Source organism: Nonomuraea sp. NPDC049695, from assembly GCF_040674955.1.
GTDB lineage: Bacteria > Actinomycetota > Actinomycetes > Streptosporangiales > Streptosporangiaceae > Nonomuraea > Nonomuraea helvata.
On the sequence record NZ_JBFANV010000037.1, the window covers coordinates 1 to 23,468 of the forward strand.

The following is a 23,468-nucleotide window of genomic DNA, read 5'->3' on the forward strand; positions in this document are numbered from 1 at the left end:
GCCGGCATCTGGACCGAGAAGGGCTCGCGCATCCTGTGGATGGCCGACAGGCTGCGGGCCGGGGTCGTCTGGGCCAACACGTTCAACAAGTTCGATCCCGCCTCGCCGTTCGGCGGCTACAAGGAATCCGGTTACGGCCGCGAGGGCGGGCTGCACGGCCTGGAGGCATACCTCGATGTCTGATCGACGATTGACCGTGCGTAAAACGTACAAGCTCTTCATCGGTGGAGCGTTCCCGCGCTCGGAGAGCGGGAGGTCCTACCCGGTGACGAGAACGGAGCACGCCGCCAGAGCTTCGCGCAAGGACGCCCGCGACGCCGTGGTGGCCGCGCGCAAGGCGTTCCCCGGCTGGTCTGGTGCCACGCCGTACAACAGGGGGCAGATTCTCTACCGCGTTGCGGAGATGCTGGAGGGCCGCCGTGCGCAGTTCGCCGACGAGATCGGCGGCCCGCGCAAGCAGGCGATGGAGCAGACCGACGCCGCGGTGGACCGGCTGGTCTGGTACGCGGGCTGGGCCGACAAGATCGCCGCGGTGCGCGGATCGGCCAACCCGGTGGCGGGGCCGTACTTCAACCTGTCCTCGCCCGAACCGGCCGGAGTGGTGGCGGTCGTCGCGCCCGCCGACCCCCTGCTCGGCCTCGTCTCCGCCGTCGCGCCCGTGATCGTCACCGGCAACACCTGCGTCGTGGTCGCCTCGGAACGGGCGCCGCTGCCCGCGATCACGTTCGCCGAAGTGCTGGCGACCTCCGACCTGCCGGGCGGCGTCGTCAACATCCTCACCGGGCACCAGGCCGAACTGGCGCCCTGGCTGGCGGCGCACATGGACGTGAACGGGCTCGACCTCACCGGCGTGGGAGCCCCCGACCTGGCGCTGGCCTGCGCGCAGGCGGCGGCCGAGAACTTCAAGCGTGTGCTCGCAGCGGACAACGACCAAGGAACGAGACGCATGACCGCGTTCATGGAGACCAAGACGGTCTGGCACCCCGCCGGGATCTGATCGGCCCCGCACCCGCAAGGACACGGCAGATGGGCCGTGCCCTCGGGTCCCCCATCCCCGAATCTGGAGGAACCCCCATGGAACCCACCGGTGTTCTCGTCGTCGGGAGCATCACCGCGGACGTCACGGCGTTCAGCCGGCGGCTGCCGCGGCGCGGTGAGACCGTGCTCGGCGACGACTTCACCCTCGTACTCGGCGGCAAGGGCGCGAACCAAGCCGTGTCCGCGGCCCACTCCGGCGCGCCGACCTGGATGGTCGCCTGCGTGGGCCAGGACCCGTTCCGCGACATCGTGCTGTCCGGCCTGGAGACGCACGGCGTCACGCTCACCGAGGTCCGCACGGTCGAGGGCCGCACGGGCGTCGCCCACATCCGCGTGGACGCGTCGGGCGAGAACGACATCGTCATCACGCCGCTCGCCAACGCCTCCCTCGACGAGGCGATGGTCACGGAGAGCGTCGAACGCGTCCGCGACCGGGTCGGCGTCCTGCTGCTCCAGCTCGAGATCCGGACGGAGGTCGCCTGCCACGCGGCGCGGGCGGGCGCGGCGGCCGGGCTGACGGTGGTCCTGGACCCGGCGCCCGCCCAGGAGCTGCCGGACGACGTGTGGCCGTACCTCGACATCGTGACCCCGAACGAGAGCGAGGCCACCGTGCTGACCGGCGTGCAGGTCACCGACCTGGAGTCGGCGGGGCGGGCGGCGGCCTGGTTCCTGGAGCGCGGCGTGGGCCACGCGATCATCACCCTCGGCGCGGGCGGCGCCCTGTCGGTCACGAAGGAGCGCACCCGCCACTTCCCCGCATACGCCGTGACGCCCGTGGACACCACGGCGGCCGGCGACGCGTTCACCGGCTTCTTCGGCGGAGCCCTCGCCGCCGGGCTCGACGTGGACACCGCCATCCAGTACGGCATGGCGGCCGGCGCCCTGGCCACCACCAAGGCGGGAGCGAGCCCCTCGCTCCCCGGAAGGGACGAGGTCGAGCCCTTGATCAACACCTCTATGGAAGGAGCCCCCCGATGAGGCGCAACCAGGGAACGCTGAACGCCCAGCTCGCCCGCGTGATCTCCGAGCTCGGCCACACGGACACGATCGTCGTCACCGACGCGGGCCTCCCCATCCCGCGCGACGTGGAACGCGTGGACCTGGCCGTAAGGGAGAATCTGCCCCGATTCCTTGACCTGCTGGACGCGGTGCTCGACGAGGTGGCCGTGGAGGGCGTGCTGCTGTCCGAGGAGATCAAGCAGCACAGCCCGGACATGCTTGCCGCGATCAAGGAGCGGTTCGACCGGCTCGGCCTGACGCTGGAGTTCCTGCCGCACACCGAGTTCAAGCAGGCCACCGCCGGGGCCAGGGCGGCCGTGCGCTCCGGCGAGTTCACTCCGTACGCCAACGTCCTGCTCACCGCGGGCGTCGTCTACTGATCGGGGGCCTGGCATGCATCTCCAGCTGGCCGATGTGCGCAAGTCCTTCGGCGACAACAGCGTCCTGCGGGGCGTCAGCTTCGACGTCGGCCCCGGCGAGGTCGTGGCGCTCGTCGGGGAGAACGGGGCGGGCAAATCCACGCTCACCCGGGTGATCTCCGGCGCGCACCAGCCCGACTCCGGGCGGCTGCTGATCGACGGGACCGCGACGGTCCTCAAGGACCCGCAGGCCGCGATGGCGCAGGGCATCGAGGTCATCTATCAGGAGTTCCAGCAGAACCTGTTCCCGCACCTCAGCGTGGCCGAGAACATGTACGTGCTGGACCGCGAGCGCGCCTTCGGCCGCCTGTTCGTCTCCAAGCAGCGCATGGCCGCCGAGGCCAGGCAGGCGCTGCGCCGCCTGGGCATGGAGATCGACGTGCATCGCCAGGTCAGCGAGCTGAGCGTGGCCGAGCGGCAGATGCTCGAGATCGCCAAGGCCATGACGCACGAGCTGCGGCTGATCATCCTGGACGAGCCGACGGCGGCGCTCGACGAGCAGGAGTCGGAGCAGCTCTTCGCCCAGGTGAACCGGCTGCGCGAGGCCGGCGTCTCGGTGATCTACATCAGCCACCGGCTGGACGAGGTCTTCGCCTTGTCGGACCGCATCGTCGTGCTGCGCGACGGCCGGGTCACGCTCGACGCCCCCACCGAGCGGCTCACCCCGGCCGAGGTCGTCACGGGGATGGTCGGCGACGCCGTGGACGACTTCTACCCCAAGGAACGCAACGCCGGAGACGAGGTCGTCCTGGAGGTGCGTGGCGGGAGCGGCGCCCGCTTCCACGACGTCGATCTCCAGGTCAGGGCGGGCGAGGTGGTCGGCATCGGCGGCGTGGTCGGCTGCGGGCGCAGCGACCTGCTGCGCGCGCTGTTCGGCCTCCAGCCGCTGACCGGCGGTTCCGTGCTCGTGGACGGCTCCGGCGTACGCGTCGCGGGCGTCCAGGACGCGATCGGCAGCCGCATCGCCTACCTGTCGCCCGACCGGCAGGCGGAGGGCCTGTGCATGGGCCAGTCGGTCGAGTCGAACGTGTCGCTGGCCTCGCTGCGCGAGTTCAGCCCCGGGAGCGGTGTCGTACGGCGCGGCAAGGAGCGCGCGGCCACCGGCGCGGTCATCTCCGAGCTGCGGGTGCGCGCGGCCTCGCCGTCCGTCGCGGTGAGCTCCCTGTCCGGCGGCAACCAGCAGAAGGCCCTGTTCGCCAAATGGGTGATGACCAGGCCGCGGGTGCTGCTCATGGACGAGCCCACCCGTGGCGTGGACGTCGGTGCCAAGACCGAGATCTACCGGATCATCAACCGGCTCACCGCGGACGGCGTCGCCGTCCTGCTCGTGAGCTCCGACCTGCCGGAACTCGTCGCCATGTCCGACCGCGTGGTCGTGATGCGCGAGGGACGGCTCGTCGCCGAGCTGACCGGCGACGACCTCGACGAGCAGTCCATCCTCAAGCACGCACTGGTAGGTGCCGCATGACCTCGAAGCTCAAGACCGTCGCGGGCCGGCTGCGCGCGGTGTGGATGCTCCTCCTGGTAGGGATCGTCCTCTCGGTGGCCTCGCCGGTCTTCCTCACCCCCACGAACCTGCTCAACGTCGCGCTCGCGACCTCCGTGGCCGCGCTGCTCGCGGCCGGGCAGACGTACGTGATCATCCTGGCCGAGATCGACCTGTCCGTGGGCTCGGCGCTCGGCTTCTCCGCCGTCGTCACCGCCCTGACGCTCGGCAAGTACGGCCTGATCGCCGCGCTGGCCGCGGGCCTGGCCACCGGCGTGGCCATCGGGCTGATCAACGGCCTGCTCGTGACCAGGACCCGGATGCCGTCGTTCATCGCGACGCTGGCCACGATGTCGGTGTTCGCCGGGCTCACCCTGCATGTCACCTCGGGCAACCCCGTCCCGGTGACGGACTACGACTTCCAGGGGATCGGGCAGGCCAGGTTCGCGGGCGTGCCCGTGCCGGTGTGGATCATGCTGGTGGCGTTCGGTGTCTTCGGGTTCGTCCTGGCGCGCACCCGCTTCGGCCGGTACGTCTACGCCACCGGCGACAACGTCGAGGCCGCGCGGCTGTCCGGCATCAGGGTCCACCGCGTCAAGATCCTCGCCTTCGTCATCAGCGGCGTGCTGGCGTCCCTGGCGGGGTTCATCATCACCGCCCGCCTCTCCACGGCACAGCCGACCGCCGGCGCGGGCCTGGAACTGGACGCGATCGCGGCCGTCATCATCGGCGGCACCAGCCTGGCCGGCGGCCGCGGCACCCTGCTCGGCACCCTCGTCGGCGCGCTCGTCCTCGGCGTCATCGACAACGGGATGAACCTGCTCGACGTCTCCCCGTTCCTGCAGGACGTCGTGAAGGGCCTGGTCATTCTCCTGGCCGTCTTCCTCGACCGCAACGTGGACGTCCTGCGCAGGCTCGTCCCACGCAAGTCCGAATCCCCCGTACGCACCCCAGAACTCGCCCAGCACATCTGAAGGAAAGACCCATGCGCACTCCCCGTAAACTCGTCGCCGTCGCGATCCTGGCCGCCGTCTCCCTGACCGCCTGCAGCCGAGGCGGCGAGGAGACCGCCACGGGCGCCGCCCAGGCGTCCGGCAAGAAGGACGCCACGATCATCATGAGCACGCTCGGCAACCCGTTCTTCATCAGCGTGAAGGACGGTGCCGAGGCTCAGGCCGCCAAGAGCGGCATCACCCTGAACGTACAGAACGCCGACAACTCCGACGCCACCTTCCTCAACCAGGCGACGACCGCCATCTCCAAGCAGACCGGCATCCTCATCCTCGACCCGGTGGGCAGTCAGTCCGCCATCAGCTCCGTCACCCAGGCCAACTCGGCGAACATCCCCGTCATGGCGTTCGACCGCAAGCCGTCCGGCGGCAAGCTGGCCACGTTCGTCGGCTACGACGCCGTTCAGGCAGGCAAGAACGCGGCCGACGCGCTGGCCGAGGCCGTCGGCGGCAAGGGCAAGGTCGTCGAGATCCAGGGCATTCTCGGCACCAACGTGGCCCAGGACCGCAGCAAGGGCTTCCAGCAGCAGATCGCCACGCACAAGGACATCAAGGTCGTCGCCACGCAGGCGGCCGACTTCGACCGGTCCAAGGCCCTGAACGTGATGACGAACGTGCTGCAGGCCAACCCCGACATCGACGGCGTGTACGCGGCCAACGACGAGATGGCCATGGGCGTGCTGTCCGCCCTCAAGGCCCGCAACCTGGTGGGCAAGGTCAAGGTCGTCGGCAACGACGGCATCGCCGACGCCCTGGCCGCTGTCGCGGCGGGCGAGATGTACGCCACGAACGCCGAGTCGCCGTTCGCGCTCGGGCAGAAGGTCGTCTCTCTGGCCGCCGACGTCCTGGGTGGCAAGCAGGTGCAGGCCGACGAGACGCTGCAGGGCAAGCTGGTCAAGAAGGACAACGTGAAGGAGTACGCGGACTACCTCGTCGGCCTCGGCGACAAGTCCGGGGTCCCGGACAGCCTCAAGTAGGAGTGACCGCCTGCTCGGGGCTCGCCCGAGCAGGCGTTTCTACGTTCTCGCCAGCCGGTACTGGGTGGGCGTGACGCCGTACGAGCGGGTGAACCAGCGGGTGAGGTGGGCCTGGTCGGTGAACCCTGACTCGCTCGCGACCCGGGCGGCGGGGTGCCCCTGGGCGAGCAGGCGGCGAGCGGCGCGCAGCCGCAGCTGGCGCTGGTACTCACTCGGCGCCAGCCCATAGGCGCTCCGGAACGCCCGGTAGACGGCGTACCGGCTGGAACCGGTCCAGGCGGCGAGGTCGTCGGCGCCGATCGGATCGGCGTAGCGGTCGTGGATCAGCTCGCGCGCCTTCGCGGCGAGGTGCGCGACGGCGGGCGTGCCGAGGGCGGCGGGCGGCCGGGGCGGCGTACGCGCGGCGAGGCTCACCAGGGCGGCGACGGCGGAGGAGAGCAGCTCGTCGCGCTCGAGTGGGCCGGCGCCGTGCAGCAGCGCGGTGTGCAGCTCGCGCAGCCGCGTCGCGAGCACCGGCGAGTTGAGGACCGGGGTGGCGAACAGGGGCAGCCCGGCGGGGCGACCGCCCATGTCCGCGAGCGCGTCGGCGATCAGCTCCTGGCCGATGTGGACGATCCGGTACGTGAAGCCCAGCTCGTGGGCCGCGTGTCCGTCGTGCACCTCGTCGGGGTTGAACGCCATCACCATCCCTGCCGCGCTCGTGTGCTCCGCACCCCGGCAGGTGAAGGTCTGCGCGCCGAACTCGGTGACGCCGAAGGAGTAGGTCTCGTGGCTGTGCCGGTGGTAGCGGTGGCGCAGAAACCGCGCGTACATGGCCTCCAGCGGCATCTCCGGCGAGCGCCAGTAGCTGGCCCACTCCCGCGCGGTCCTGCCGGTCATGCCGTCACCCGCCCGCGGCCTTCGGCGGCGCACGAACGTACAAGACCGTGGTGCCGCCTCGGGCGCAGGATGATCGCTGCCGCCGCGTCCGCCTGCTCGGCCGCCGGGCGCGGGAAGTCGTGTTGCGGAGGGAACCCCATGTCAAGCACTGTATCGAGTGGCCCGGTAGGGAGCCGGCCGTACCTCCTGCTGGCCACGACGATGCTGCTGTGGGGGAGCGGCTTCAGCAGCTCGAAGGTGATCGTCGACCACCTGCCCCATTCCGTGGTCGCGACGTTGCGGTTCGGCGGTGGCGCGCTGGCGCTGCTGGTCGCCCTGAAGCTCTCCCGGCAGGCCGGCGGCCGTCAGCGGACGTCGCCGCGTGACTGGGCGAGGGCGGCAGGGGCGGGCGTGCTCGGTGTCTTCGTGTACAACCTGTTCTTCTTCTGGGGGCTGTCGCTGGCCCCGGCGATCGACGGGAGCACCATCGTCCCCGTCATGAGTCCCGTGCTGACCACGTCCTTCCTGCTGATCGCGGGCCGGGAGAAGGCGTCGGCGGCGCGGGTGGCGGGGCTGGCGACCGGTGCGGCCGGCGCCGTGATCTTCTTCGTGGGCTCGGGCGGGGAGGCGGGCGCGGGCCAGGGCCGGCTCGTGGGGGATCTGCTCTTCCTGCTCAGCGCCTGCTGCTGGGCGGCGTTCACGCTGTCCGGTCGGCGGGTGCTGGCCGGCATCGACCCGCTCAAGGCGACGACGTACGCGACGTTGAGCGGGTCGATCCTGCTGGCGATCTACAGCGCGCCGTCGGCCGTCGAGGTCGCCTGGCAGGACGTGCCCGCCTACGTCTGGCTGAACGTCGCCTTCGTGGCGCTCGGCCCGACCGCCGTGGCGAACCTGCTCTACTACCGGGGCATCGGCGCCGTGGGCCCGGCCTCGGCGTCCATCATGATGTTCCTCGTGCCCGTCATCGGGACCGCCTGCTCCGCCGTGTTCCTGGGCGAATCGTTCGGTACGGTGCAGGCGGCGGGCGCGGCCGTCCTCCTGGTCGGCGCCGTCCTCGCCGTCACCCAGGGCAGGCTCCCGGCGCGGCGCCGCGCCGCCACGCCGGAACCCGCGCCCACTGCGCAGGGCACAGGAGACGCTTGAAGCTCACTTTCACCACAAACAACGATGATCGGCTTGAAACTCACAAACAACACAAGCCAGGATGATCGGCAACAAAGCGTCCCAACACTTACCTCCAGCAGAACCTTGGAGGTAAGTGTTGGGGTACAGCAGACGCGATTTCCTGTCCGCCGTCGGTGTTTCCGGCGGGGCAGGCGCGCTCTTCGCGACCATGGGCGCGCTCGGGCTTGCGCCGTCCGCCGAGGCGGCCACGAAGGGAACCTTCGGCCCGCCACAGCCGTCCGACTTCTCGCTCACCGGGCGGTCCGCGAAGAAGGTGGTGATCCTCGGCGCGGGGATAGCCGGCCTCGCCACGGCGTACGAGCTGGGCAAGGCGGGCTACGACTGCACGATCCTGGAGGCGCTCGACCGGGTCGGCGGCCGGAACTGGACCGTTCGTGGCGGCGACCGCGTGACCGAGCTCGACGGCTCCACGCAGGTCGCGCGCTTCAGTGACGGCCTCTACCTCAACGCGGGCCCGGCCCGGTTGGCGCAGTGGATGGTCACCATGGACTACTGCCGCGAGCTCGGCGTGGACCTGGAGGTCTTCACCAACTCCAACGCCCAGGCGTACATCTACCACCAGAACATGTCGGCCCCCGTCCGCTGGCGTACCGCCAAGGCCGACGTGTTCGGGTACGTCTCGGAGCTGCTGTCGCGGGCGACCGACGCGGGGGCGCTGGACGCCGCCCTCACCGCGCAGGACAAAGAGCGGCTGATCGCCTTTCTGTCGAGCTTCGGGGCGGTGGGCGACAAGGCGAGCGGATTCAAGTACTCCGGAACCTCCCGCCGCGGCCACAGCGTGAACCCGGGCGCGGCCGAGCAGGAGGGTACGGTTCTCGGGCCGGTGCCGTCGCTGTCGGAGGTGCTGGCGAGCGGCGTCGGGCAGCGGTTCGCGTTCGAGTTCGGCTACGAACAGGCGATGCTGATGTTCCAGCCGGTGGGCGGCATGGACGCGATCCCACGGGCCTTCGCCGACAAGATCGGGCGGCAGCGGATCCGGCTGCGGGCCAAGGTGACCAAGATCACCGATCTGCAGGACGGCGTGGAGGTGGAGTTTCAGGACCGCCACGGCCGTACCCAGAAGATCAAGGCAGATCTGTGCGTCGCGGCGATGCCCCCGCACATCCTCGCCAAGACCGCGCACAACCTCGGCGCGGAGGTCCAGGCCGCCCTCGCCACCCCGACCGTCGCGAACGCCGGCAAGATCGGTCTGGAGTACCGCCGCCGCTGGTGGGAGACCGACGAGGACATCTACGGCGGCGTCACCGCCACCGACCTCGATCTGGCCACGATCTGGTATCCCTCCTACGGGTACGGGACGGCGCGCGGCATGGTCGTCGGCTACTACAACTTCGGCGCCCAGGCCGACGCGTATGCCGCGCTGAAGCCCGCCGAGCGCGAGCGCCGCGCGATCGAGCAGGGCATGAAGCTCCATGGCGCGAAATATCGCGACGAACTGGCGTCGTCGGTGTCCATCGCCTGGAAACTCCAGCCGCACATCGAGGGCGCGTGGGTGAGCTGGCCGTCCCGACAGGGCGCGTACCAACTCCTCGGCAAACCCGCCGGGCGCGTGTACTTCGCGGGAGACTGGCTGAGCTACCTGATCGCCTGGCAGGCGGGAGCCCTGGAGTCCGCCCGCAAGGTCGTCACCGAGCTGCACCAGCGCGTCCTGAGCACCTCTTGAGAGGACACCACCGCATGAAGATCCGCACTGTTGCTCTCCCCGCGGCCGTCGTCCTCGTCCTCGGCACGAGCGCGGCTGCCGCCACCCCCACCTGGTCGCCCCGGCCGCAGGAGGTCAAGCCGTTCCTCCCCGCGGGCAACGCCAATCCTGTGATCGCCGACGGAGTGGCGCTCGGAAAACTGGTGGCCACGTACACCGCCAGCGGCCTTGGGCCGGCGGCGGCCAACCCCGCGGCCCCCGCCGACTCTCCCGAACGCTACGTCGACCTCTCCGGCGGAACCCTGCCCCAGGGCGTCACCGTCACCGAGGCCCAGGCCCTCAACGTGCTCAAGCGCATCAAGGCCAACCTCGCCGCGGCCGGCCTGGGCCTCGCCGACGTCATCTCCATGCGCGCCTACCTGGAGAAGGCTCCGGGAGCCGAGGCGGCCGACTTCACCGGCTGGAACCGCGCGTACCGCCAGTTCTTCGCCAACACGGACCTGGCCACCGGCCAGGCCGTACCCGTCCCGCTCGGCACGGCCCCGCCCGCCCCGCCCATGGAGGTCAACCCGGCCCGCCCATCCCGCGTGACGATCGAGATCGCCAACCTCCCGGTCGCGGGCTGGCTCGTCGAGGTGGAGGTGGTCGCCGCGTACAAGCACTGACCGCCCCGCTGGAGCGGGCCGTCGAGCCGGAGCTCGGCGGCCTGTCACCGCGTGTTCAGTCGTGGAAGACGACCACCCGGGGCTCCCGGCATTCCTCGCCGATCTGCTGTCCGGGCTCGCGCGGTCCCTGCTCCAGGGTGCGTCCGGTCCGCGGGTCGATGATGCGATAACGCGTAGGCAGCCCTTCCTCGCGCATCGTGCGGAGCGGGGCGCCGTTCTCCTGGTAGATCAGGTGCAGGCGGCCGGGCACGCGCAGGGCACGCGGGCTGATGAAGGTCTGCCAGTCCGGCTCCATGTCGGTGGTGGGCAGCCCGTCCAGGATCTTGCCGAGGAGCCCGACGTACGCGGAGCCCTCGAAGGCCAGGGAGTCGCGCCAGCCGCCGGACGGCGCCAGGAAGTACGCCGAGTGGCCCGGCTCGTCCTCGTGCAGCTTCCACTGCCAGATGTTGGCGGCGCCGTACACGACGCCCATGGTGCCTCCGGCGCACAGGTTGCTCCACGCCTCGTGGCCCTGCCACCAGCCGGCGGCGTTGTCACGGGAGCGGGTCTGTTCGTAGGTCGGCTCGCCGTTCGCGACGGCTCTGACCGGGGCGTTGCGCCACATGTCGGCGACGCGTTCGGGGACGTGCTCGCCTCGGTGGCCGGTCTGGCACCACTGGAAGTCCAGCCAGTCGGCGTCCTGCCAGGCGCGGTTGTCGGCGTGCGGGCGGTAGTGGATGCCGGTGGGCTGGGCGTAGCAGTCCCAGGCGTGGACCTCGGCGCCGCCGGCCGGGACCTGCGGCTCGAGGCCGGAGCCGTCGGCCCCCACCAGGTAGATCGCCGGGCGGGCGCCGTAGCGGGCCACCAGGTAGCGGCAGTAGCGGGCGTACTCGGCGGCCGGTACGACGGTGCCGGCCACGTCGAGGCCCTTCCAGCCGAAGCCCTGGAAGACCGGCTGCAGGACGGGCACGATCTCGTGCTCCACCAGGATGTCCAGGAGCCGGTCCAGGTACTGGAAGTAGGCGGGGTTGAGGTCGTTGACGTGGCCGGTGGGCAGGTCCTCGAAGGCGACGTCGAAGCCCTCGTCGGCCTCACGGTCGCGCGGGCCCACGGCGCGCATGTCGGGTTGGACGGACATGAGCAGCACCGCGTTGAAGCCCTTGGCGTGCCGGTCGGCCGCGTAGACGCGTACCTGCTCCTCGGTGGCCCGCCAGGGCAGGGCCCAGGCGGTGTCGGCGACGAGGATCGCGGGAGTGCCGTCGGCGTGGACGAGGCTGCGCCCGCCCGGCGACATCCTCCAGAAGCCGTGCCGCCGGAACCGGTGTGCCCCCGGCTCGGCGGGCTCGACCTCGACGATCCCGCTCACGCCGCGAAGGCCTGGGTCGTCGAGGGACGCGCCGGCGCTCCAGTGCCACCGGCCGTGCGGCAGCGGCGAGCTGAAGCGGACCCGCCAGGTACGGCCGCCGTCGTAGAACGCGGGCCGGCGCAGGGTGAGCCCGCTGTCGTGGATGAAATCGGCCCAGACGTCGACAGCGGTGTAGGCGTCGGGGATGTCGGCCGAGGCGGTGAGGGTGATCTCCGCCTCGCGCCAGGCTCCGGCGACGCGCGTGACCTCCCCCATCAGCCGTCCACCTGGGCCGCGAGCAGCGCCTTGCGGGCGATGCGCTGCGCGGCCAGCGCGTCCTGGCGGGCCTGCGCCTCGGCGAGGGCGTCCACGTCGAGGACCTGCAGCGCCCGCCAGATCGTCCGCATGACCTCGATCCCGGCCCGGGCCGCCTCCACCGCGTCCTCGCGGAAGGGGAACTGGTCGAGCTGCCAGACGCCCTGCCAGTTCGCCTGGCGCAGGGTGTGGAAGAACTCGAAGGTCTCCACCAGGTGGATGGAGCCGACGACCATGTCGTCGTCCCAGCCGCGGAAGTTGTCGTTGACGTCGATGGCGAACAGGCGGTCGTGCTCGAGGATGAGCTGGGCCGCGTCGGCGGGGGACTCGAGACCGTACAGGGAGTGGCCGAAGTCCAGCAGGATCCCGACGTTGGGCACGTCCATCTTCTCGATGGCCAGCAGGGTGCGGGCGGCCGAGGAGAAGGTCATGCGGTTGCGCGGCTCGCGCGGCTTGTACTCGATGGCGAAGCGCAGGTCGGGGTGGCGCTGGGCCAGCTCGCGCACGGCGTCGATGGACATCCGCCACAGCGCCTTGTAGTCGGCCTGGAAGGGGTAGTCCCAGCCGTCCTGGCCCGGCCAGAGCTTGACGTAGTCGCAGCCGAGGCGGCGGGCAAGATCGGCGGACTCGCTCACCAGCTCGATGGCCGCGCGCCGGATCTCGGGATCGGGATTGGTGAAGCCGCCCCGGGCGAACTTCCTGGTGTAGATCTCCGGCGTCAGCGCGATGGCCCGCAGCCCGTTGGCCTTGAGGCGCTCCTCCAGCAGATCCACGTCGAGGTCGGCCGGGTTGAACGGGTGGTTGATGTCGACCACGGACAGGCTGCCGACCTGGCCGGCGCGGTCGATCGCCTCCAGCGTGGAGACGGGCGGGCCGTACCCGTCGGTGGCGTACCGGTCGCGGAACTGCCCGAAGTGCCACAGACCTGCGCCGAAGAGAGGTTCTGCCGTCATGCGGGTCTTTCTCCCATCCCTGTCCATGAATTTCTATTCATCCATGGCTGGCTATTCAAGCGGAATGTAACGTCGGCGGCACGCGGCCGTCAAGAAGCAGCATGGCACCTCATTGACAGAGGTCCGAGGCGCGCCTTAGCTTCGAAATATGCCTAATCATGATGGAATGGATATTCAATATACGGCGGAGCGGTGATGTCGTTGCTGCCTTCCGATCCGGCGCAGTCGGCCGCCTACCGGGAGCTGGCCGGGCGCATTCGCGCGGCCGACCGGCACGCCGCCGCGGCAGAGCTGGACCGCCTGGCCACCGAGGTACGCCGGAGCGTCGTCAGGATGATCGACCGGGCCCGCATGGGGCACATCGGTGGCGACCTGTCGGTGACCGACATCCTGGTCACCTGTTTCTACGGCGTGCTGGCGATCGATCCGGAACGCCCGCAGTGGCCTGGGCGCGACCGATTCGTCCTGAGCAAAGGGCATTGCGCGGCCGCTCTCTACGCCACTTTGGCCCACTGCGGATTCTTCCCGGTGGCGGAGCTGGACACGTTCATGGCGCCGCTGTCGGCGCTGAACGGTCACCCCAACCGCATCAAGGTTCCCGGTGTCGAGACCAACACCGGCGCTCTCGGGCACGGCCTGCCGGTGGCCACCGGATGCGCGCTGGCGGCCAGGCTCGACCGGGCGAACTGGCGTACGTTCGTGGTCCTCGGGGACGGTGAGCTGCAGGAAGGCAGCAACTGGGAGGCCGCCATGGCCGCCGCCCACCATGGCCTTTCGTCGTTGACGGCGATCGTCGACCGCAACCGGCTGCAGCAGGGCGCCAGGACGGAGGAGACCAACGCCCTGGGCGCGCTGGACGACAAGTGGCGCAGCTTCGGCTGGGAGGTCCGCGAGGTCGACGGGCACGATCACCTCGCGCTGCTGCAGGCGATGAGCGGTTCGTCCACCGGCCGCCCGGTCGCCGTCATCGCCAACACGATCAAGGGGAAGGGTGTGTCGTTCATGGAGGACCGGGTGGAGTGGCACCACAAGGTGCCCAGCCCCGAGCAGGTCGAGGCGGCGCTCGCGGAGCTGGCGCGATGACCCTCACCGAGCAGCAGGCCGTGTTCGACTGCCGCCAGGACTTCGCCGCGGAGCTCCTGGCCCTGGCCGAGCGGGACGAGCGGATCGTGGCCGTGTGCAACGACTCCGTCGGCTCCAGCAACCTCGTCGGCTTCCGCGAGCGGTACCCCGAACGGCTGATCAACGTCGGCATCGCCGAGCAGGACCTCGTCGGGGTGGCCGCGGGGCTGGCGAACGCGGGCAAGATCCCGTTCGTGTGCGCGGCGGCGCCGTTCCTGACCGGCCGTGCCCTGGAGCAGATCAAGGCCGACGTCGCCTACAGCGAGGCGCACGTGGTGCTCTGCGGCCAGAGCCCCGGCATGGCCTACGGCGAGCTGGGGCCCACCCACCACTCGATCGAGGACCTGTCGTGGATGCGCGCGGTCGCGAACCTCGACGTGATCGTCCCGGCCGATCCCGTGCAGACCCGTGCCGCCGTGCGGTGGGCGGCGGCCTCCGGCCGTCCCTCGTACGTGCGGATCCCGCGCTTCAAGGTGCCCGTGGTCACGCCCGACGACGCGCCCTTCGAGCCGCGCCGGGCGGTGCTGGTCCAGGACGGCGACGACGTCACGGTGATCGCGATCGGCTCCCTGACCTCCCGCGCCCTGCAGGCGGCGGCCCGCCTGCGCGAGGAGGGCATCTCCGTACGCGTGCTCAACATGCCCTTCCTCGACCCGCTGGACGAGGAGGCCGTCGTCGCGGCCGCGCGCGAGACCGGCGGGATCGTCACCGCCGAGGAGGCCACCATCAGCGGCGGCCTCGGCGCGGCGGTCGCCGCCGCCGTCGTCACCCGCCACCCCGTCCCGATGCGGATCCTCGGCGTGCCCCGCGTGTTCGCCCCCACCGGCGAGGCGGCCTTCCTGCTCGACCACTTCGGGCTCTCCGCCGACGGCATCGTCGCCGCCGTGAAGGACCTGAAGCGCCATGGCTAGCCCGCTCGTCCTGGCCGTCGACCAGGGCACCGGCTCGACCAAGGCGCTGCTCGTCGACGCCGGGGGACGGGTCGTCTCGCGCGCCGCCGTACCGGTCGCCGAGAGCCGGCCCGGCCCCGGCTGGGTGGAGCAGTCCGCCGAGGAGCTCTGGCAGAGCGTGCGGCGCGCGGTCGCCGCCTGCGTGGATCCCGCGCAGGCCGACCGGGTCGCCGGGGTAGGGTTCAGCAACCAGCGCGAGTCGCTGGTGCTGTGGGAGCGCCGCACCGGCGAGCCCGCCGGGCCGCTGATCAGCTGGCAGGACCAGCGCACCGCCGCCCGGTGCCGCGAGCTGGCCGCCACCGGGGCGGCCGAGCTGGTGCGGTCGGTGAGCGGGATGCCGCTGGACCCCATGTTCTCCGCGCTCAAGGCGCGCTGGCTGCTCGACACGTACGACCCGGACCGGCGGCGCAGCCGCGCGGGGGAGCTCTGCCTGGGCACCGTGGACTCCTGGCTGCTCAGCCGCTTCGGCGGCGAGCACGTCGTCGAGGTCGGCAACGCCTCCCGCACTCAGCTGCTCGACCTGGCGACCCGGGACTGGGACCAGCGGCTGCTCGACCTCTTCGGCGTGCCGCGCGAGGTCCTGCCGCGGGTGGTCGCCTCCTCCGGCCCCTTCCCCGGGGTCCGGGACCTGGCGCCGCTGCCCGACGGCGTGCCGGTGCTGGCCGTCATGGGCGACTCGCACGCCGCCATGTTCGCGCATGGGGGATGGCGGTCCGGCGTCGTCAAGGCCACGTACGGCACCGGCTCGTCGGTGATGGCGATCGGCGGCCCCCGCTACGACCCCGGCCCCCGCCACGACCCCGGCCACCTGCCCGCCGGCCCCGGCGACGTGCCGGGACTCTGCCGCAGCATCGCCTGGGACCTCGGGGCCGGGCCGGCGGACGCCGTCGAGGGCAACATCCGCGCGACCGGCCGGACCATCAGCTGGCTGGCCGAGCTGTTCGGCGTCGGCGCCGACGTGCTGCTGGCCGAGGCCGAGAACGCCGGCCCGGCCGGCGTGCACTTCGTCCCGGCCTTCGGCGGTCTCGGCGCCCCGTGGTGGGACCCGGACGCCACCCCCGTCGTCACCGGCCTGACCCTGGGCACCCGGCGCGCCGAGCTCGTGGCCGCCGCCCTGGAGGCCGTCGCCTTCCAGGTCGAGGACGTGGTAGCGGCGATCGACCAGGCCGTCGGGCACGTAAGCGTCCTCATGGCCGACGGCGGCCTCATCCGCAGCGCCCGCCTGATGCAGCTCCAGGCCGACGTCAGCGGCCGGGCCGTGGCCCGGTCCGCCGAGCACGACCTGTCCGCGCTCGGTGTCGCGGACGCCGCCGGACTCGCGGCCGAGCTCTGGACCCTTGAGCAGCTGGAGGCGCGGCACCGGCCCGCCGAGACGTTCCAGCCGGACATCGACGAGGCCGAGCGCGCGCGCAGGAAGGCCGCCTGGCACGCGGCCGTCCACCGCGCCAGAAAATGACCTCCCCGGCGAATGCCGCCAGGGCGGACGCGCAATAAGCTGAATCAATCGTCCAGGCGTGAATAGAAAGTCGGCGGAGGCGCCGAGAGGAAGGTGGTGCGCGGTGGCCCCCAATCCGGGAGGGACGCGCGATACGACCAAGGATCACCTCCGGCTCCTGGCCAGGGTGGCCCGCATGTACCACGAGCAGGACATGCGCCAGCCCGAGATCGCCGCCACGCTCAACATCTCCCAGCCCCGTGTGTCCCGCCTGCTCAAGGAGGCGGTCACACGAGGCATGGTGCGCACGGTGGTCACGCTGCCGGAAGGCGTGCACACCGAGCTGGAGGAGGAGCTGCAGCGGCGCTACGGCCTGCGCGACGCCGTGGTCGTGGACGTCGAAGACCATCAGGACGACGTCATCCCGCCGCTCGCCTCGGCGGCGGCCAGCTACCTCAGCGTCACCTTCACGGGAGGCGACGTGATCGGCATCTCCTCGTGGAGCGAGACGCTGCTGGCCACCGTCGAACGCATGCCGCAGAAGAACTCCCAGGTCGCCGACCGCGTCATCCAGCTCGTCGGCGGCGTCGGCAGCCCCGAGGCCCAGGTGCACGCCACCCGGCTGGTGGCCCGCCTGGCCAACCTCACCTACGCCCGGCCCGTCTTCGTGCCCCTTCCCGGCGTGGTCGCGACCACGCCGATCCGCGACGCGCTGCTGCAGGACCCCACCGTGATCGACGTCCAGGCCCAGTGGAACGACCTGACCGTCGTGCTGGTCGGCATCGGCAGCCTTGAGCCGTCGCCGTTGCTGCTCAGCAGCGGCAACGCCGTCAGCCAGGCCGACCAGGAGGAGCTGCGGGCCCTCGGCGCGGTCGGGGACGTGTGCCTGCACTTCTTCGACGCCGCGGGCAAACCCGTCGACTCCGGCTTCGACCAGCGGGTCATCGGCATCGACGCACCCACCTTCCGCGCGGTCGGACGGCGGGTCGGTGTGGCGGGCGGGATGCGCAAGCTCTCCGCCATCAAGGCCGCCGTCGAAGGGGGCTGGATCAACATCCTCATCACCGACCTGCGCGTGGCCCGCCTCCTCTGCGCCGGCTGAGCCGCCGGCTCAACGCGGCTGCCGCTGGTCAGCCGCGTTTCGCGGCCGGCCAGCCGTATCCCCAGCCGCCCTGGACCATGGTCTGGAAGGCCCAGCCGTCCTCGGTGCGCACCAGCAGATCGGCGTAGTGCATGCTCTCCCTTCGGTCCGCGACCGTCATCGTCGCCTCGGTCTCCACGACCACGAGGTTCGGGCTGATGAAGCGCGGCGTCCTCTTCGACTCGAGATCCAGCCCCGCCGTGCCGCCGCCCATGGCCTCCTTCATCGCCTCGATGTACTCCGCCCGGGTCCACTGCCGTACGGCCGCGTAGCCGTCGGGCACGTCGGTGGCCAGGTTCATCGGGAAGACGGCCAGGTCGGCCAGCTCCTCGATCGCGCCCTGCTCGGCCAGCGCGTCGTACTCGGCGAACCAGGTCTCGATGCTCTTCAGTTCCTCGCCGCTCGGCTGATACATGCTTCCCCTCTCTTAAACCGTACGATGTACCGTACAGCATACGGTATCTCTGGACAAGGCCGTCCCGGCCGGGCAGGTTTCGCCGGCTGCCTGGGGGAACGGGACATCCCCACCGCAATGGCGAAACGAGGGGAGTCCGTGTGGACACGCAGCAGGATGTGATCGCGGTTCTGGTCACCGACCACCGCGAGGTCGAGCAGATGTTCACCAAGCTCGAGCACATGAAGGGCGGCATCAGCGACGAGGCCAAGACGCTGGCCGAGCAAGTGGTCATCGAGCTGGTGCGGCACTCGGTCGCCGAGGAGGAGTACCTTTATCCGGCCGTACGCAAGCACGTGCCCGGCGGAGACGAGATCGCCGACCACGAGATCAACGAGCACTCCGAGGCCGAGGAGACGATGAAGCGGCTGGAGGCGCTGGAGCCGCGCGACGACGACTTCTGGCCCACCACCGAGCTCCTGATGCGCCAGATCCGCCACCACCTCCAAGAGGAGGAGGGCGACCTCTTCCCGAAGCTGCGCGCCGCCTGCCCGCCCGAGCAGCTGGTCGAGCTGGGTGACAAGGTGCAGCGCGCCAAGAAACTGGCCCCGACCAGGCCGCACCCGTCGGCGCCTGACACCCCGCCGGCGAACAAGCTGCTCGCGCCGGGGGCCGGCCTGGTGGATCGCGTCCGCGACGCCCTCAGCGGCCGGGGACGTTCCTAGCGGCCGGCCGGACGCGCGGAACCCGCCTGTCGATCAGGCGGGATCCGCGCAAGCGGCCGGTGACCGAACAGGGCGGCCGCGTCAGGAAATTCTCTCCGCGTACAGCTCGGACACGTGGGCCAGGTCGCGCTTGGGCACGCGTAGCAGGATGTCGGCGCCGTCGATCCGGTCGACCTGCTCCCACGGAACATAACGCGTGTGGCGGTGCAGCGCCCGTACCACGGCCCTGACCAGCCAGGGACCCTTGATGGCCGGGCCGCGCTCGTAGCCGAACAGGCGTCCCGTGTGACGGGCGACGACGATCAGGCCGGCGACGCGGAAGGCGTGCTGGACCTGCCGCAGCAGCGGCCCGTCCTGCACCAGCCGCACGTCGGCGACCTGTCCGACGACCTCGCCCGAGCTGTCGCGGACCGGGCTGCCGAGAAGGTCACTCAGCCTCATGCCGGGCTCCTGGGATGGGTTCGATGAAGCGGGTGCGGACCCAGCGTTCGAGCGCGGGGCGTTCCAGGTCGCCGCCGACGTGCACGGCGCTGGCGACGCGGCTGACGTCCGCCATGGGGATGCGGGGCGGGGCCTGCGCGCCCAGCAGGCGGGCGGCGCCCACCATGAGCCTGCCGAACACCCCTCCCACGCGCGGGCCGAGCGCGAGCGGCCCCATCAGGATGGCGGTGACGTACGGGCGGCCCTGGTCGTCGAAGTCCAGCTCCAGATCGTCGACCTTGCACACCAGGCGGCCGTCGCGGTCGTGCACGACCTGGCGGTCCAGCAGGTGCAGCTGCGCGTGGAGCACGCGGGCCCTGGTCATTGGCCCGCCTTCGTGGCCAGCATGAGCGGGATGGCGGCGATCGACACCGCGACAAGAAGGATCATGAATATCGTGCCCAGGGTGTTGGAGAAGACACCGTTTACTTTGTCCTCCATGTAGTCCCGGTCGTTGGCGATCATCAGGACCGGCAGGTACGTCAGCGGCAGCGCCGCCGCCGAGAACACCAGCGAGTACTCGGTCACCATGATCGGGTCGATGGTGGTCAGGATCAGCGCCGTCGCCACGATCATCACCACGAGGATGGTGGCGTGGAAGCGGGCCGCCTCCCGGGGCCGGACGAACTTGCCCCACTGCCAGCCGAAGTACTGGCTCAGGGAGTACCCGGACGACAGCGCCACCTCGAGCGTCGCGCCGAACGTGGCCGCGAACACGCCCAGGATCACCAGCGCCAGCCCCACCTGGCCGGCCCCGAGGGCGACCGGCAGCACCATCTGGTCGAGGGAGTCCACCTGCACGTGCGCCGGCAGCAGCACCGTGGCCGCGCACGCCGCGATGGCCAGCGACAGCAGCCCGCCGAGCGGGAACCCGATCAGCACGTTCGCCCGCGAGACCGACAGATCGCGGCGGGTCCACTTCTCCTCCACCCCGCCGGAGGAGAAGAAGAACACCTCGTACGGCGTCATCGCCCCGCCCAGCAGCGCGATCGCGTAGTAGAAGTAGGTGGGCACCCCCTCGTCCTGCGGCGGGACGGGATGGCTGGCCTGGTGCCACAGCTGCGCCCAGTCGGGCCCGAGCTGCCACAGCGCGACGACGAAGATCACCAGCGCCAGCCCGGCCAGCCCGAAGACCCGCTCCAGCGTCTCGAACCGCACCCGCCACATCACCAGCCACGCCGCGAACGCCACGGCCGGCACGCACAGCAGGTAGTTGACGCCGGTCGCCAGCTCCAGGGCCAGCGCCGCGCCGCCGATCTCCGCCGCGACCGTCATCCCGAGGATGAAGAACGACGCGCCCAGGTTCGCCAGCCCCGCCCTCGGGCCGAGCCGCTCGCGTACCAGGTCGAACACCGCCCGCCCCGAGACGGCCGCGATCCGGCCGGACATCTCGGCGAAGACGCAGATGCCCACGACGCCCAGCAGCACCACCCATGCCAGTGACATGCCGAAGCGCGAGCCCACCAGGGCGTTGGCGACCAGGTCGCCGATGTCCACGAAACCGCCGATCGCGGTAAGGATGCCCAGCGTGATGCCCAGGAGCTTCTTCATTCGTGCACATCCTGGAAGTGCCGCAGGCTCTCGCCGAGCTGCGCCAGCTCACGTACCGCCGCGGACGGATCTTTCACGCGATCGCGCCTGACCTCCACCAGCAGCCCCGAGACGACCTTCTCGGCCTGCTCGGTGACCTTCAGCAACTGCTCGCCCAGCTGCTCGGCCCGCTCGGTCGGCGGCTGCACGCCGCCGAACTGGTCGTTGACCCCCTGCACCTGCTCGGCCGCGTTCGTCAGCAGCACCTTCAGGTACGGCCGGGTCAGCCGCCCGTCGCCGCCCACGGCCAGCCGCACCACCTCGACCGTCGAGCCGACCGCCTCCGCCGACGAGGCCGCCTTCAGCTCGTAGTCACGATCGTCCCACGCCGGGCTCGAACAGCCCGCCACCACCAGTACACCCGCCAGCACCGCCGGCCATGCTTTCCTCATGCACGCCGCCGCAGCACCACGTACGCGAGCACGCCCAGCAGAGCCAGGTACTGCCCCCACGCCGCCAGCAGGACAAGACCTTCGTCCATCATGGGAAGCCCCTGCCCTGGTCAAGACCGTTTAGGCATCCGGCCAGGTCCGGACAGGTGCCGGTAAAGCCCGGGAGGGTGCGCGCTGTCCGGTTCAGGGGTGGTGGGCGCGGACGATGAGGTCGGCGGCGTCGGCGGCGATGGCGCGGCGCCGTTCGGGCCGCAGCGGCAGCATCCCGTACGCCGTCTCGACCCGGCCCTCGGTGATCACCAGATGCGCGAACTGGCGGGCCGCCTTGTCCGGATCGGGGACCCGCAGCCGACCGTCGTCGTCGCATTCGCGCAGGTAGCCGACCACGTCGCGGTCCGCTGACGCCGAGCTCTCCCGCCACGTGCGCTGCAGCTCCGGGTGGTGTGCCACCTCCGCGATGGTCAGCCGGTGCATCGCGGACACGCGGGGCGAGAGCGCGATGTCGAGAATCCGCTCGCCGAGCACGGCGAGGTCCTCCCGGGGGTCGCCGCTGAAGGCGACGGGAGGTTCGGCCGACGTGGCGCCCACCGCCGACCTGGCCTCCTGGATCGCGGCGAGGAACAGCTGCTCCTTGTCCCCGAAATGGCTGTACACCGTCTGCTTGCCCACCCCCGCCACCGCGGCGATCGCGTCCACGCTCGCCCGGGCGTACCCCTGGTCCGTGAACACCTTGATCGCGGCGTCGAGGATGGCCCGGCGCTTGACGGGGGAGCGGCGCGGGCGGTGGTCGGTCATGGTCTGTACCCACTTTCTGAGGTTGTGGTCTAGTCTACGAGACGAGACGGTCTAGTCTAGTTTCGAGGAGCGACAATGGACGCCGACGTCATCGTGGTCGGAGCCGGCCCGGTGGGGCTGCTGCTCGCCGCCGAGTTACGGCTCGCCGGAGCCAGGCCGCTGGTGCTGGAACGGCTCGCCGAGCCGGGCACCGAGCCCAAGGCCCGCGGGATCGGAGCACTGGCCACCGAGGCGCTGCGCCGCCGTGGGCTGGGCGCGGCCCTGGCGGCGCACCAGGAGCAAGGTCTCGCCGACAAGGCGCGCGACCACGGCAGTGAGAAGGGCCACTTCGCCCAGATCTTCAAGATCGACCCTGCCCTGCAGGAGGAGCCGGACCGGGCCGGCACGCTGATCTGGCAGCCGGACCTCGAACGCCTCCTCGCCGGACACCTCACCTCGCTGACTCGCGAGCCATCCGTCCTGCGTGCCCACGAGGTGATCGCGCTGACCCAGGACGACTCCGGCGTCACCGTCACCGTCGGCACCCCGGCCGGAGAGCGGCGCTTGTCCGCGCCGTACCTGGTCGGCTGCGACGGGGGACGTTCGGCCGTACGCAAGCTGGCCGGGTTCGACTTCCCCGGCACGGAGCCCACGAGCGTCGTACGGCGGGTCCTGACCGACGCCCCCGGCCTCGACAAGCTCCCCGAACCGGGCTGGACCCCCACGGGCATGCTGATGCGGGCGCCCGGCATGGTGGCGACGGTCGAGTTCGACGGCTTTCCCGAGGATCGCGGGCTGCCGCTGACCGCCGAGGAGATGCGCGCGAGCCTGTTCCGGGTGACGGGCGTGGACGTCGAGCTCCCGGAGGTGCGCGGCGGGCTGCGGTTCACCGACGGCGCGCGCCAGGCGGCCACCTACCGGATCGGCAGGGTGCTGCTGGCGGGCGACGCCGCGCACGTCCACTCGCCGAACGGCGGCCAGGGGCTCAACCTCGGCCTCATGGACGCCGTCAACCTGGGCTGGAAGCTCGCCGCCACGGTCACCGGGCGCGCGCCGGAGGGCCTGCTCGACACCTACACCGCGGAACGCCACCCCGTCGGCGCGGCCGTCCTGCACAACACGCGCGCCCAGTCCGCGCTGCTGCTGCCCGGGGCGCACGTGGCGGCCATGCGGGACATCGTGTCCGACCTGCTCGACCTCCCGGAGGTCAACCGCTACTTCGGCCGGATGCTGAGCGGGCTCGGCGCCCGGTACGAGCTCCCGTACCCCGCCACCCACCCGCTGGCCGGTCGCGCCTGTCCGGACCTGCGGCTGGTGACGGGCACGGGCGGGACCCGCACGCTCTCGGAGCTGTGCGGGTCCGGGCGGCCGCTCCTCGTTCACGCGCCGTCGCAGCCCGAGGCCGCCGAGGCGGCGCAGCCGTGGCGCGGGGCGCTGGACGTGGCCGAGGCGACCGTACGGGACCGCGACGATCTGGCGTCCGCGCTGATCCGGCCGGACGGGACGGTCGCGTGGGCGTCCGGCCCGGGGCCCGCCGACACGGTCACCCTGACGGCCGCCCTGCGCGCCTGGCTGCCGCCCGCCTGAGGGCGGT

Annotated in this window: 26 protein-coding genes; 16 read left to right on the forward strand and 10 right to left on the reverse strand. The window is 71.3% G+C overall.

All coding sequences use genetic code 11. The features are described from left to right. From AB0J64_RS28850 to AB0J64_RS28880, 7 genes are all read left to right on the forward strand, one after another. The coding region (locus AB0J64_RS28850) for an aldehyde dehydrogenase family protein (RefSeq protein WP_364033315.1) at positions 1-183 on the forward strand (183 nt) is incomplete at its 5' end. After that, positions 176-997 carry an aldehyde dehydrogenase family protein gene (locus AB0J64_RS28855; RefSeq protein ID WP_364033318.1) on the forward strand — a complete coding sequence of 274 codons (822 nt, stop codon included), beginning with the start codon at positions 176-178 and terminating at the stop codon, positions 995-997. The genes AB0J64_RS28850 and AB0J64_RS28855, both read left to right, overlap by 8 nt. Positions 998-1,074: 77 nt before the next feature. Continuing rightward, entirely contained in the window at positions 1,075-2,016 is a 942-nt protein-coding gene (locus AB0J64_RS28860; RefSeq protein WP_364033321.1) for a ribokinase, read from the forward strand. After that, complete coding sequence (rbsD, locus tag AB0J64_RS28865) at positions 2,013-2,417, forward strand: D-ribose pyranase (RefSeq protein ID WP_364033324.1); 405 nt, start codon at positions 2,013-2,015, stop codon at positions 2,415-2,417. Before AB0J64_RS28860 ends, rbsD begins: the two co-directional genes overlap by 4 nt. Positions 2,418-2,430: 13 nt before the next feature. Next, the gene (locus AB0J64_RS28870) at positions 2,431-3,924 is read left to right on the forward strand and encodes a sugar ABC transporter ATP-binding protein (protein ID WP_364033327.1); all 1,494 of its coding nucleotides are present in this window, start codon (positions 2,431-2,433) and stop codon (positions 3,922-3,924) included. After that, positions 3,921-4,916, forward strand: coding sequence for an ABC transporter permease (locus tag AB0J64_RS28875; RefSeq protein ID WP_364033330.1), 996 nt, complete (start codon positions 3,921-3,923; stop codon positions 4,914-4,916). Before AB0J64_RS28870 ends, AB0J64_RS28875 begins: the two co-directional genes overlap by 4 nt. 11 nt (positions 4,917-4,927) lie before the next feature. After that, positions 4,928-5,929 carry a substrate-binding domain-containing protein gene (locus AB0J64_RS28880; RefSeq protein ID WP_364033333.1) on the forward strand — a complete coding sequence of 334 codons (1,002 nt, stop codon included), beginning with the start codon at positions 4,928-4,930 and terminating at the stop codon, positions 5,927-5,929. A gap of 39 nt (positions 5,930-5,968) precedes the next feature. Here the strand turns inward: AB0J64_RS28880 and AB0J64_RS28885 are convergent, their stop codons facing one another. Next, positions 5,969-6,808: an AraC family transcriptional regulator gene (locus tag AB0J64_RS28885; protein WP_364033336.1), complete on the reverse strand. Its 840-nt coding sequence runs from the start codon at positions 6,806-6,808 to the stop codon at positions 5,969-5,971. Then, a complete protein-coding gene (locus tag AB0J64_RS28890) occupies positions 6,805-6,948 on the reverse strand; it encodes a hypothetical protein (RefSeq protein WP_364033339.1) in 144 nt (47 codons plus the stop codon). The genes AB0J64_RS28885 and AB0J64_RS28890 overlap by 4 nt, the downstream gene beginning before the upstream one ends. Here AB0J64_RS28890 and AB0J64_RS28895 point away from each other — a divergent pair. The 3 genes from AB0J64_RS28895 (at position 6,947) to AB0J64_RS28905 (ending at position 10,279) form a co-directional block, all read left to right on the forward strand. Continuing rightward, positions 6,947-7,930, forward strand: coding sequence for a DMT family transporter (locus AB0J64_RS28895; RefSeq protein WP_364033342.1), 984 nt, complete (start codon positions 6,947-6,949; stop codon positions 7,928-7,930). The two genes, AB0J64_RS28890 and AB0J64_RS28895, sit on opposite strands and share 2 nt — an antisense overlap. A 118-nt stretch (positions 7,931-8,048) precedes the next feature. After that, on the forward strand, positions 8,049-9,635 hold the full coding sequence (locus tag AB0J64_RS28900; protein WP_364033345.1) for a flavin monoamine oxidase family protein: 1,587 nt from the start codon (positions 8,049-8,051) through the stop codon (positions 9,633-9,635). Positions 9,636-9,649: 14 nt separating this feature from the next. Continuing rightward, the gene (locus AB0J64_RS28905; protein WP_364033348.1) at positions 9,650-10,279 is read left to right on the forward strand and encodes a Rid family hydrolase; all 630 of its coding nucleotides are present in this window, start codon (positions 9,650-9,652) and stop codon (positions 10,277-10,279) included. A 55-nt stretch (positions 10,280-10,334) separates the two neighbouring features. Here AB0J64_RS28905 and AB0J64_RS28910 read toward each other — a convergent pair whose 3' ends face one another. Both AB0J64_RS28910 and AB0J64_RS28915 read right to left on the reverse strand, forming a co-directional pair. After that, complete coding sequence (locus tag AB0J64_RS28910) at positions 10,335-11,879, reverse strand: DUF4038 domain-containing protein (protein ID WP_364033351.1); 1,545 nt, start codon at positions 11,877-11,879, stop codon at positions 10,335-10,337. Beyond that, complete coding sequence (locus AB0J64_RS28915; RefSeq protein WP_364033354.1) at positions 11,879-12,871, reverse strand: sugar phosphate isomerase/epimerase family protein; 993 nt, start codon at positions 12,869-12,871, stop codon at positions 11,879-11,881. Before AB0J64_RS28915 ends, AB0J64_RS28910 begins: the two co-directional genes overlap by 1 nt. A 195-nt stretch (positions 12,872-13,066) precedes the next feature. On the opposite strand from AB0J64_RS28915, the gene AB0J64_RS28920 reads away from it, so the two are divergent. From AB0J64_RS28920 to AB0J64_RS28935, 4 genes are all read left to right on the forward strand, one after another. Then, positions 13,067-13,954: a transketolase gene (locus AB0J64_RS28920; RefSeq protein WP_364033357.1), complete on the forward strand. Its 888-nt coding sequence runs from the start codon at positions 13,067-13,069 to the stop codon at positions 13,952-13,954. Continuing rightward, the gene (locus AB0J64_RS28925; protein WP_364033360.1) at positions 13,951-14,904 is read left to right on the forward strand and encodes a transketolase C-terminal domain-containing protein; all 954 of its coding nucleotides are present in this window, start codon (positions 13,951-13,953) and stop codon (positions 14,902-14,904) included. The genes AB0J64_RS28920 and AB0J64_RS28925 overlap by 4 nt, the downstream gene beginning before the upstream one ends. Further along, on the forward strand, positions 14,897-16,399 hold the full coding sequence (locus AB0J64_RS28930) for an FGGY family carbohydrate kinase (RefSeq protein WP_364033363.1): 1,503 nt from the start codon (positions 14,897-14,899) through the stop codon (positions 16,397-16,399). The genes AB0J64_RS28925 and AB0J64_RS28930 overlap by 8 nt, the downstream gene beginning before the upstream one ends. Positions 16,400-16,502: 103 nt before the next feature. Next, positions 16,503-17,480, forward strand: a complete 978-nt coding sequence (locus AB0J64_RS28935; protein ID WP_364033366.1) for a sugar-binding transcriptional regulator — start codon at positions 16,503-16,505, stop codon at positions 17,478-17,480. Between the two features lie 28 nt (positions 17,481-17,508). Here AB0J64_RS28935 and AB0J64_RS28940 read toward each other — a convergent pair whose 3' ends face one another. Continuing rightward, positions 17,509-17,934, reverse strand: a complete 426-nt coding sequence (locus AB0J64_RS28940; RefSeq protein WP_364033368.1) for a nuclear transport factor 2 family protein — start codon at positions 17,932-17,934, stop codon at positions 17,509-17,511. Positions 17,935-18,074: 140 nt separating this feature from the next. Between AB0J64_RS28940 and AB0J64_RS28945 the strand changes: the two genes are divergently transcribed. Beyond that, a complete protein-coding gene (locus AB0J64_RS28945) occupies positions 18,075-18,638 on the forward strand; it encodes a hemerythrin domain-containing protein (protein WP_364033371.1) in 564 nt (187 codons plus the stop codon). Between the two features lie 81 nt (positions 18,639-18,719). Here AB0J64_RS28945 and AB0J64_RS28950 read toward each other — a convergent pair whose 3' ends face one another. The 5 genes from AB0J64_RS28950 to AB0J64_RS28970 all read right to left on the reverse strand — a co-directional run bounded on the left by AB0J64_RS28950 (position 18,720) and on the right by AB0J64_RS28970 (position 21,895). Continuing rightward, positions 18,720-19,079 (reverse strand): hypothetical protein, encoded by a 360-nt coding sequence (locus tag AB0J64_RS28950; RefSeq protein ID WP_364033374.1) that lies wholly within the window; start codon positions 19,077-19,079, stop codon positions 18,720-18,722. Further along, positions 19,066-19,443 (reverse strand): hypothetical protein, encoded by a 378-nt coding sequence (locus AB0J64_RS28955; RefSeq protein ID WP_364033377.1) that lies wholly within the window; start codon positions 19,441-19,443, stop codon positions 19,066-19,068. The genes AB0J64_RS28950 and AB0J64_RS28955 overlap by 14 nt, the downstream gene beginning before the upstream one ends. After that, the gene (locus AB0J64_RS28960; protein WP_364033380.1) at positions 19,440-20,669 is read right to left on the reverse strand and encodes a divalent metal cation transporter; all 1,230 of its coding nucleotides are present in this window, start codon (positions 20,667-20,669) and stop codon (positions 19,440-19,442) included. The genes AB0J64_RS28955 and AB0J64_RS28960 overlap by 4 nt, the downstream gene beginning before the upstream one ends. After that, positions 20,666-21,100, reverse strand: a complete 435-nt coding sequence (locus AB0J64_RS28965; protein WP_364033383.1) for a hypothetical protein — start codon at positions 21,098-21,100, stop codon at positions 20,666-20,668. The genes AB0J64_RS28960 and AB0J64_RS28965 overlap by 4 nt, the downstream gene beginning before the upstream one ends. A gap of 183 nt (positions 21,101-21,283) precedes the next feature. Beyond that, positions 21,284-21,895 (reverse strand): TetR/AcrR family transcriptional regulator, encoded by a 612-nt coding sequence (locus AB0J64_RS28970; protein ID WP_364033386.1) that lies wholly within the window; start codon positions 21,893-21,895, stop codon positions 21,284-21,286. A 75-nt stretch (positions 21,896-21,970) separates the two neighbouring features. On the opposite strand from AB0J64_RS28970, the gene AB0J64_RS28975 reads away from it, so the two are divergent. Next, positions 21,971-23,461: an FAD-dependent monooxygenase gene (locus AB0J64_RS28975; protein WP_364033389.1), complete on the forward strand. Its 1,491-nt coding sequence runs from the start codon at positions 21,971-21,973 to the stop codon at positions 23,459-23,461. Positions 23,462-23,468 lie beyond the last annotated feature (7 nt).

What these genes read in the sequence shown, in the direction of transcription:
- AB0J64_RS28925 (WP_364033360.1), top strand. Translation starts at nt 13,951, where the DNA reads ATGACCCTCACCGAGCAGCAGGCCGTGTTCGACTGCCGCCAGGACTTC.
- AB0J64_RS28860 (WP_364033321.1), top strand. Translation starts at nt 1,075, where the DNA reads ATGGAACCCACCGGTGTTCTCGTCGTCGGGAGCATCACCGCGGACGTC.
- AB0J64_RS28965 (WP_364033383.1), bottom strand. Translation starts at nt 21,100, where the DNA reads ATGAGGAAAGCATGGCCGGCGGTGCTGGCGGGTGTACTGGTGGTGGCG.
- AB0J64_RS28910 (WP_364033351.1), bottom strand. Translation starts at nt 11,879, where the DNA reads ATGGGGGAGGTCACGCGCGTCGCCGGAGCCTGGCGCGAGGCGGAGATC.
- AB0J64_RS28960 (WP_364033380.1), bottom strand. Translation starts at nt 20,669, where the DNA reads ATGAAGAAGCTCCTGGGCATCACGCTGGGCATCCTTACCGCGATCGGC.
- AB0J64_RS28920 (WP_364033357.1), top strand. Translation starts at nt 13,067, where the DNA reads ATGTCGTTGCTGCCTTCCGATCCGGCGCAGTCGGCCGCCTACCGGGAG.
- rbsD (WP_364033324.1), top strand. Translation starts at nt 2,013, where the DNA reads ATGAGGCGCAACCAGGGAACGCTGAACGCCCAGCTCGCCCGCGTGATC.
- AB0J64_RS28870 (WP_364033327.1), top strand. Translation starts at nt 2,431, where the DNA reads ATGCATCTCCAGCTGGCCGATGTGCGCAAGTCCTTCGGCGACAACAGC.
- AB0J64_RS28975 (WP_364033389.1), top strand. Translation starts at nt 21,971, where the DNA reads ATGGACGCCGACGTCATCGTGGTCGGAGCCGGCCCGGTGGGGCTGCTG.
- AB0J64_RS28905 (WP_364033348.1), top strand. Translation starts at nt 9,650, where the DNA reads ATGAAGATCCGCACTGTTGCTCTCCCCGCGGCCGTCGTCCTCGTCCTC.
- AB0J64_RS28875 (WP_364033330.1), top strand. Translation starts at nt 3,921, where the DNA reads ATGACCTCGAAGCTCAAGACCGTCGCGGGCCGGCTGCGCGCGGTGTGG.
- AB0J64_RS28940 (WP_364033368.1), bottom strand. Translation starts at nt 17,934, where the DNA reads ATGTATCAGCCGAGCGGCGAGGAACTGAAGAGCATCGAGACCTGGTTC.
- AB0J64_RS28930 (WP_364033363.1), top strand. Translation starts at nt 14,897, where the DNA reads ATGGCTAGCCCGCTCGTCCTGGCCGTCGACCAGGGCACCGGCTCGACC.
- AB0J64_RS28955 (WP_364033377.1), bottom strand. Translation starts at nt 19,443, where the DNA reads ATGACCAGGGCCCGCGTGCTCCACGCGCAGCTGCACCTGCTGGACCGC.
- AB0J64_RS28895 (WP_364033342.1), top strand. Translation starts at nt 6,947, where the DNA reads ATGTCAAGCACTGTATCGAGTGGCCCGGTAGGGAGCCGGCCGTACCTC.
- AB0J64_RS28970 (WP_364033386.1), bottom strand. Translation starts at nt 21,895, where the DNA reads ATGACCGACCACCGCCCGCGCCGCTCCCCCGTCAAGCGCCGGGCCATC.
- AB0J64_RS28915 (WP_364033354.1), bottom strand. Translation starts at nt 12,871, where the DNA reads ATGACGGCAGAACCTCTCTTCGGCGCAGGTCTGTGGCACTTCGGGCAG.
- AB0J64_RS28885 (WP_364033336.1), bottom strand. Translation starts at nt 6,808, where the DNA reads ATGACCGGCAGGACCGCGCGGGAGTGGGCCAGCTACTGGCGCTCGCCG.
- AB0J64_RS28950 (WP_364033374.1), bottom strand. Translation starts at nt 19,079, where the DNA reads ATGAGGCTGAGTGACCTTCTCGGCAGCCCGGTCCGCGACAGCTCGGGC.
- AB0J64_RS28890 (WP_364033339.1), bottom strand. Translation starts at nt 6,948, where the DNA reads ATGGGGTTCCCTCCGCAACACGACTTCCCGCGCCCGGCGGCCGAGCAG.
- AB0J64_RS28880 (WP_364033333.1), top strand. Translation starts at nt 4,928, where the DNA reads ATGCGCACTCCCCGTAAACTCGTCGCCGTCGCGATCCTGGCCGCCGTC.
- AB0J64_RS28855 (WP_364033318.1), top strand. Translation starts at nt 176, where the DNA reads ATGTCTGATCGACGATTGACCGTGCGTAAAACGTACAAGCTCTTCATC.